Below are 7,221 nucleotides of genomic sequence, written 5' to 3'. Positions count from 1 at the left end.
TCATCGTCTTTAACCTGACACGTTGGTGTGGGGGGGTGCTACCCCCCCACCCCCCCTATTAAGGGCTGGGTTGGGGGCCCCCCCCCCCCGGGGGGCGCCCCCAGCTGCGAAGTATGCGTTGCCGCCGGTGTCAGGCGGGAACGATGTTCTCGGCCGTCGGGCCCTTCTGGCCCTGCGCGATGTCGAACGACACCTTCTGACCTTCCAGCAGCTCACGGAAGCCCTGGGCGGCGATGTTGGAGTAGTGGGCGAAGACGTCGGCGCCGCCGCCGTCCTGCTCGATGAAGCCGAAGCCCTTTTCCGCGTTGAACCACTTCACAGTGCCAGTAGCCATTTCATTTCTCCTTCGGAGACGATGTCCGGAATTCACCCTGTGTGAATTCCGCGTCGCCGTGCTGATTACCCCGTCGGAAAATGAACCTTCTGGCAACCACACCTGCAACTGAGATCGACGTTAGCATGACGCGGTCGGCTCTGCGTGGTCAATGATTCCGCGCGGGTTGGCGGTCCAGGAATACTCGCCGTGTGCCGCACCTATTTCTCGCTTCACGGATACAGATATTGATCCGCACGGATGCAGTGTTCCTGCCGAACCTATCCGGCCACAGGCCCATGACCACCGTCGATGAGCTGTGCGCCGCCGCCATCGTCATCAAAAGGATGGGGCAACGGCGAACGCGCCGGTACCTAGCTATCGCGATGAAGGTCACATCGGCCCAGAAGAGACGATGCCGATGGCAGCGCACGCGGTCCGGGCTCGGTCGGCTTGCTCGCCGATGACGCCGTGTCACGTCGTCCTTCGTGTGCGGCATCGCAGAGACGAGAGAGCGCCTGCACCGGACGGTCGCGGCGTTGCACGGCGACGTGGATGTTGCCGTACGCCGGGACCGTGCCGTCGACGGAGGCTGGGCAGGCTAGGCCGGGCAGGCCGACGGCGTCGATGCGGATGCGCATGGCGGCCATCATCCCCCAGGCGGGATCGTGTTCGCCGGTAGGTCGCATTGGGCGCGAAGGGGTGCCGGACGTGGGTGCCGCCGAACTGACCGATGCGCCTGCTGCACGCAGAGGGGCGCGCCAGCCTCAAGTCAGTGCGGACAAAACAACCCCAGGCCGCTGACCTGGCGTTCCATCGTGGAGCGGGTGACGAGAATCGAACTCGCGCTCTCAGCTCGGGAAGCGACGGCGCCTGACGTGCTCCACGTTCCTGACCAGCCCGGGGGAACGGGGAAGCGGAGGGCGTGACGGAAAGCGGAGCGGCGGTAAACGGGTGGCGGAGTGTGGTCTATTTCAACAACCTCTGTCCAGGTAGCCTCACCTGTGGCCAGTAGCGCACCAATCCCCCCACCCCCCAGGTCTGCGTGCCGGTGAGGACGACACCCACCTCTCTCTGCCCCTGTCTCTGCACCTGGCAGCCGGGTGATCTCCCCCGTTCGCCACCTCCAGGAGGATCACGGTGAAAGTTCGCACCAGAAGTTCGGCGATCTTCGGCACCCTCTGCCTCGTCGCTTCCCTCGCTTTGACCACGGCGTCTGCCGACGAGCTCAGCTCCCCACGCCAGGCAGCGAAGGTCGTGCTCAAGAAAGTGGCCACGGCCCAGAATCCGACCGCCGGCGCCGCCGGTCCCGGTGGCACGGTCTGGATAGCCGAACGCGCGGGCAAGGTAAGGGTCTTGGACGATGAGGGGCTCGGCGAGCCTGTCCTCGACATATCCAGGGAGACCACCACCAACGGCGAACGCGGCCTGCTGGGCATCGCGTTCGACAAGGGGTTCGCGCACTTCTACATCTCGTACACGAACCTCGAAGGCACCAGCACCGTGGATGAGTTCGCGGTGCGGGACGGCAAGATCCAGCCGGACACCCGGCGCACCGTCCTCACCCAGACTCAGCCCTACGCGAACCACAACGGCGGCGACATCACGTTCGGCCCCGACGGCTACCTCTACATCGCGTTCGGCGACGGCGGCTCGGGCGGCGACCCGCACGGCAACGGCCAGAACCTCGACACGCTGCTCGGCAAACTCCTGCGGATCGACCCGAGAGGCGCCGAGCCGTACGCGATCCCGCCGGGCAACCCGTTCGTGGACGACCCGAACGCGAAGGACGAGATCTGGGCGTACGGGCTGCGCAATCCGTGGCGGTTCTCCTTCGACGCGGGCACGGGCGACCTGCTGATCGGGGACGTCGGCCAGAGCGCCTGGGAGGAGATCGACTGGGCCCCGGCAACCAGCAAGGGCGGCGAGAACTACGGCTGGTCCCAGATGGAGGGCAACCATCCCTTCCAGGGCGGCACGGAACCCGCGAACCACGTACCGCCGATCCACGAGTACGACCGCAGCGGGCTGGGCTGCTCGGTGACCGGCGGATACGTATACCGAGGCGAGGCGATCCCGGACCTCAAGGGGCAGTACGTGTTCAGCGACTACTGCGATGGCACCGTCCGTGCTCTGCAGATGGAGAACGGCGAGGTGACCGGCGTGAGCAACCTCGGAGTCGACGGCGGCCGGGTCGTCTCGTTCATTCAGGGAGGCAATGGCGAGCTGTACGTGCTCGACCTGCGTGGCAGCGTCTCCCGCATTGACCCGGCGTAACGACCACCGGATGAAGAAGCCGCCGAGCAGCGAGTGTCACCCAGGTTGGCTGGCGCTGGTGCCGAGCGCCTTGGCCACGTCAGCGACCAGCTGATCGTCGAGGTCGATCACGGTTCTGTGCGGCCACGGCGCCCGGCGTGTCACATCGCGGCGATGCCCTCCATGCCCGACTCGCCGAACGCGGGAAGGCCCTCGGCGGTGGTGACCTTGGTGAGGGATCCGTCCTCCTCGACGCGGAAGCCGTCGACCGTTCCGGAGGTGGCGTTCTGGACGTAGACGAACTTCGCGTCCTTGGTCACGGCGATGTCGATCACGCCCTGCGATTTCGAGGAGGGCGGGGTGGCGAGGCCGACCTCGTTCGTCAGGGAGAGCCGTCCGTGCTTGTCCATGCGGTAGCCGGTGACGGTGGAGTTGCCGGTGTTGCCGCCGTAGAAGTAGTTGCCCGCGCGCTCCAGCCAGCACAGGACCTCCTGACCGCTGGCGAGCGGCTGCTGGAGGACCTTCAGCTTGCCGTTGTGCCGGACCTTGTAGACGCTCACCGTGGACTTCTCGGCCTCGGCGACCAGCATCCGGCTGCCGGAGCTGTCGAAGCTGATCGCGAACGGCACGTTGCCGGCGGACTTGTTGACGACCGGCTCGGCGACGGCCGGCAGGCCGTTCTTCTTCAACGGGAAGATCTCGACGGTGTTGTTCCCCTTGGTGGTGACCACCAGGGCACGGCCGTCCGGGGTGATCTCGACCTCGCCGGGCGAGGTGTCGAACCGTGGTACGTCCTCGTTGGCCAGCCCGAGTGAACGGAAGGACCCCCGCATCGGAACGAGCCCCTTCCTGGTGATCCGGAAGCCCTGAACGCTGCCTTCGCCGCCCGCGTTCATCACGTACGCGACATTGCCGCGCACCGCGATGCCGGAGGGGAACTCGCCGCCGGTGTCGAGGACTTGACGGTGCTTGAGTTTCGTTCCCTCGACGCGGAAGGAGGTCAGCGTGCCGCTGCCCGCGTTGACCGCCAGCAGCATGCCGGAGGCGTCGTCGTAGACGAGGGAGCCCTGGGAGGCGAGGGAGTCCGTGGGGGCGTCGACCTGGTCGCCGCCCCGGCCGCCGGTGGCATAGGTGCCGGCGGGTTTCAGCTTGCCCTGGCCGTCCCGTGCGAAGACGTGGATGGTGTTGCCGCTCAGCTCGTTGCCCTGCACGAAGACGGCACGGCCGGTTTCCGCTCCGGCCGTCCCGTACTGGCTCGCAGAGGCCAGGGACACGGCCACGGTGGCCGCCGCGGCGGTGGCGAGGGCACTGCCGCCGATCACGATCCGCCGCGTCCTGGACTTCGCCCGGTGACCGCGACGTCCTCCGGCTACCCGGCGGCTCGGACGGGGCTCACTTCCATCGCCGTACATACTCATGTCCCGCTCCTTCGCTCCTTGTGGCGTTCGTGTGTCCGCGTGTTCGTCGGGGACGGGAGAAGCGTGGCCGGTGGCGGCAGTGGGGCGAGTGGGGAACGGGGGGCGCGTCAGACTCTCGTAAGCAGTTCTCCGGGCGACGATGGCCGTCACTGTTCCGTAAGGCGCTCGGACATTCCGGAACGGACAGGCGCCGAGTGGGATCGGAGCATGAAACCGGGTGTTCTTCCGCCGGTGTTCAGGGGCAGGTTGCACGACGCCCGCACGGCGACCTCGATCGGCCGCTGGCTGGGGCCGGCGTTCGCCCTGTGCTTCGTCACCGGGCTCGTCAAGTGCGACCCGGCAGTCACGGTTGGCGAACGGTCAGGTCAGGCAGCGGTCAGGACTGCTCACGCAGGATGCCGGCGACCTGCGGCGGACGGTACGACGGGCCCTTGAGTACCTTGCCGTCCTCCCGGTACGAAGGGCGGCCGTCCGGGCCGAGCTTGGACATGTTGGCACGATGAACCTCGGCCAGGACGGCGTCGAGGTCGATCCCGTGCACGGCGGCGGTCCCGTACGCGATGTAGACCACGTCGGCCGGCTCGTGCGCGATGTCCGCCAGACGGCCGGACTCCGTCGCCTCGGCGAGCTCGGCCACTTCCTCCTCCAGGAGGACTTGGCGGTGCCGGGCCAGTCCCGGCTTGACGTTGGCCGGGGTGGATCCGATGCCGAGACCGAAGGCCCGGTGGAAGGCGCGGACCAGGTCCTGGGGGGTGGGAGCGGGAGCGCTGTCGGTCATCCGGCCTTGCCTTCTTTCGCGCGGTCCAGGCGGTTTGCGCGGTCCGTGCGGTTGCGGCGCAGGGCGAGGACCGCGTTGTGGCCGCCGAAGCCGAAGGAGTTGACCAGGACGACGTCGCCGGCGGCCGGCAGGGAGCGCGGCACGTACGTGACCACGTCCAGGTCGCAGGCATCGTCGAGGTCGTCGCATCCGATGGTGGGCGGGATGTGCCCGTGGTCGAGGGTGAGGGCGGCGACCACGGCCGCCACCGCGCCCGCGGCCCCCTGGAGATGGCCCAGGTTGCCCTTCACGGCCGTCACGGGCACGGCCGGGGCCTCCGCGGCCCGCTCGTCCAGGAGCCGGCGCAACGCCGTGGCCTCGGCGAGGTCCCCGTCCACGGTGGCGGTGGCGTGCGCGTTGATGTGGACGACGTCGCCCGGTACGGATCCGGCGTCGGCGAGCGCACGGCGCAGCGCGAGGACGATCCCGTCGCCCGAGGGGTCGGGTGCGACGAGGTGGTGGGCGTCCGCGGACAGGCCCCAGCCCGCCGCCTCGCAGTAGATGCGGGCACCGCGCGCCAGGGCGTGCTCCTCGGCCTCCAGGACGAGCAGCCCGGCGCCCTCCCCGTGGACGAAGCCGTCGCGGTCCTTGGCGAAGGGGCGGGAGGCCCGCTGGGGCTCGTCGTTGCGGGTGGACAGGGCACGCATGGCGGCGAAGGAGGCCATCACCGACGGGGTGATGGCGGCCTCCGTTCCGCCTGCCAGGACCATGTCGAGGTGTCCCTGGCGGATGCGGTCGATGGCCTGCCCGATGGCTTCGGTGCCCGAGGCGCAGGCGCTGACGACGGTGCGGGCCTCGCCGGTTATCCGCAGGTCGAGGGAGATCTGTGCGGCGGGCTGGGACGGCACGGTCATCGGGGCGGTGAGCGGGGAAACGCCCCGCGGGCCCTTGTCGCGCAGCCGGCGGTCACCGTCGACCAGCACGGGGGCGCCGCCGATGATGGTGCCGATGGACACGCCGACCCGGCTCGGGTCGATGCCGCTTTCGACGGTCCCGGTCGCGTCGAAACCCGCGTCTCGCCATGCCTCGCGGGCGGCGATCACCGCGAACTGGGAGGCGCGGCTCATCCGTCGTGCCTGGGGCCTGGGCAGCAGCTCGGCGGGGTCTTCCGGCACCGTCCCGGCGATGCGTACGGGCTGACCGGCGAACTCCGCACCCGCCAGGTGCCGCACGCCGCTTCGTCCTTCGAGGAGGCCGTGCCACAGGTCCGGAACGCCGACGCCGAGGGGGGTGATCGCCCCCAAACCGGTAATCACGACCCGCCGCTTTGTTGCTCGGGTCACTTCGACTGGCCGGCCGTGGGGTGGGGTCGGCTGGTGCATAGGGATTCCGCTTTCCTGTTCCAGGCTCTCAACCGCCAGTGGGTGATAGGCAGTTGATTGCATGAAAGCGGCCTTGTGGGTGTCCGCGCAAGGCCCTGAGACGCGCGTCACGCTGTACACTGCGACTGCATACCATAAGTTGATATCGCACCATCACGGGGGAGAGTTAATGATGGGGACAAGTGGCGTTCATAATCGCGCTTTGCCGTACGGCCCTACCCTTCAGGCCACGGAGTTGCCGCAGCTTCTCCGTGTCTGGAGAGTTGACGCAGGCGTAAAGCTGCGACGTGAAAAGGCAATTCCGCAGAAGGAAGTCGCCGAACTCATGGGCGTGAGCGAGCGGTGGTATCGAAGTCTGGAGTCGGGGGATTCCGTATCGCTCTCCAGTGACATATTGGCTCGACTTTCCAGGGTATTGGTACTGGGTCCCGACGAGCGCATGGTCCTGTACAGCCGCGCACTCGACGGCGCCGGCATCGCGCTCGCGGATGACGAGGGTGCGGCCGAGGACCAGCTCGCGCTCCTGCGACTGGTCACGGGGCAGACCCAGTTCCCCGCCTATCTCACGGACGGTAGCTGGAACATCCTGGGCTACAACACTCTGATGGCCGACTGGTTTCCCTGGGTGCGTAAACCGGGTGCCAACCTCATGCACTGGGCGTTGACCGACCAAGAGGCCCGCGAGCAGATGCTGGACTGGCGGCAGCATGCGGAGATCTACCTGGCGATGCTCCGGTTCGCCCTGGCCACGGGCTCGGACAAGGCGTCGCTCGACTGCCTCGTCCAGCGCATTCTGCAGGATCCGACATGCCGTCAACTCTGGGCGCAGGGACCGAAGGTCATCGCCTTCCGCCAGGGCCACCGGTACAGGCTGAGCCTCCCCCACATCTCACCCGAACAGATCACCGTCACCTCTCAGGTGCTTCTCCCGGCCTACCAGCACGGAATGCGCTGCGTCATGCTGATGCCGCAGAATCGCGCCCTGCCCTGGCGCGTCCGCATCCCCGCCCAACAGAACGGCAGTTCAGCGGAATAGCGCACACTCTACACACCTCCGTGCGACCGCAAGCGGCAAACTATTGCCGCTTGCGCGCT

At 67.9% G+C, this 7,221-nt stretch carries 6 protein-coding genes and 1 pseudogene; 3 read left to right on the top strand and 4 right to left on the bottom strand.

What is annotated here, in order from left to right:
• Positions 1 to 130: 130 nt before the first annotated feature.
• Positions 131 to 334 (bottom strand): cold-shock protein, encoded by a 204-nt coding sequence (locus ACFWYS_RS25540; protein ID WP_004986771.1) that lies wholly within the window; start codon positions 332 to 334, stop codon positions 131 to 133.
• A gap of 1,119 nt (positions 335 to 1,453) precedes the next feature.
• On the opposite strand from ACFWYS_RS25540, the gene ACFWYS_RS25535 reads away from it, so the two are divergent.
• A complete protein-coding gene (locus tag ACFWYS_RS25535) occupies positions 1,454 to 2,590 on the top strand; it encodes a PQQ-dependent sugar dehydrogenase (RefSeq protein WP_384773260.1) in 1,137 nt (378 codons plus the stop codon).
• Between the two features lie 140 nt (positions 2,591 to 2,730).
• Here ACFWYS_RS25535 and ACFWYS_RS25530 read toward each other — a convergent pair whose 3' ends face one another.
• Positions 2,731 to 3,891, bottom strand: coding sequence for a lactonase family protein (locus ACFWYS_RS25530; RefSeq protein WP_384773257.1), 1,161 nt, complete (start codon positions 3,889 to 3,891; stop codon positions 2,731 to 2,733).
• A 303-nt stretch (positions 3,892 to 4,194) separates the two neighbouring features.
• Between ACFWYS_RS25530 and ACFWYS_RS25525 the strand changes: the two are divergent.
• Positions 4,195 to 4,314 (top strand): annotated as a pseudogene (locus ACFWYS_RS25525) (molybdopterin-binding protein); the annotation flags it as partial.
• 49 nt (positions 4,315 to 4,363) lie between these two features.
• On the opposite strand, the gene ACFWYS_RS25520 reads toward ACFWYS_RS25525, so the two are convergent.
• Both ACFWYS_RS25520 and ACFWYS_RS25515 read right to left on the bottom strand, forming a co-directional pair.
• On the bottom strand, positions 4,364 to 4,765 hold the full coding sequence (locus tag ACFWYS_RS25520) for a hypothetical protein (RefSeq protein WP_384773254.1): 402 nt from the start codon (positions 4,763 to 4,765) through the stop codon (positions 4,364 to 4,366).
• Complete coding sequence (locus ACFWYS_RS25515; protein WP_384773251.1) at positions 4,762 to 6,060, bottom strand: beta-ketoacyl-[acyl-carrier-protein] synthase family protein; 1,299 nt, start codon at positions 6,058 to 6,060, stop codon at positions 4,762 to 4,764. Before ACFWYS_RS25515 ends, ACFWYS_RS25520 begins: the two co-directional genes overlap by 4 nt.
• Positions 6,061 to 6,361: 301 nt before the next feature.
• On the opposite strand from ACFWYS_RS25515, the gene ACFWYS_RS25510 reads away from it, so the two are divergent.
• On the top strand, positions 6,362 to 7,162 hold the full coding sequence (locus tag ACFWYS_RS25510) for a helix-turn-helix domain-containing protein (RefSeq protein WP_384773249.1): 801 nt from the start codon (positions 6,362 to 6,364) through the stop codon (positions 7,160 to 7,162).
• Positions 7,163 to 7,221: the final 59 nt, after the last annotated feature.

Source organism: Streptomyces sp. NPDC059010, assembly GCF_042740355.1.
In the GTDB taxonomy this organism is placed as follows: domain Bacteria; phylum Actinomycetota; class Actinomycetes; order Streptomycetales; family Streptomycetaceae; genus Streptomyces.
Note: the sequence above shows the minus strand (reverse complement) of the source record. Positions and strands in the feature narration are given on the sequence as shown.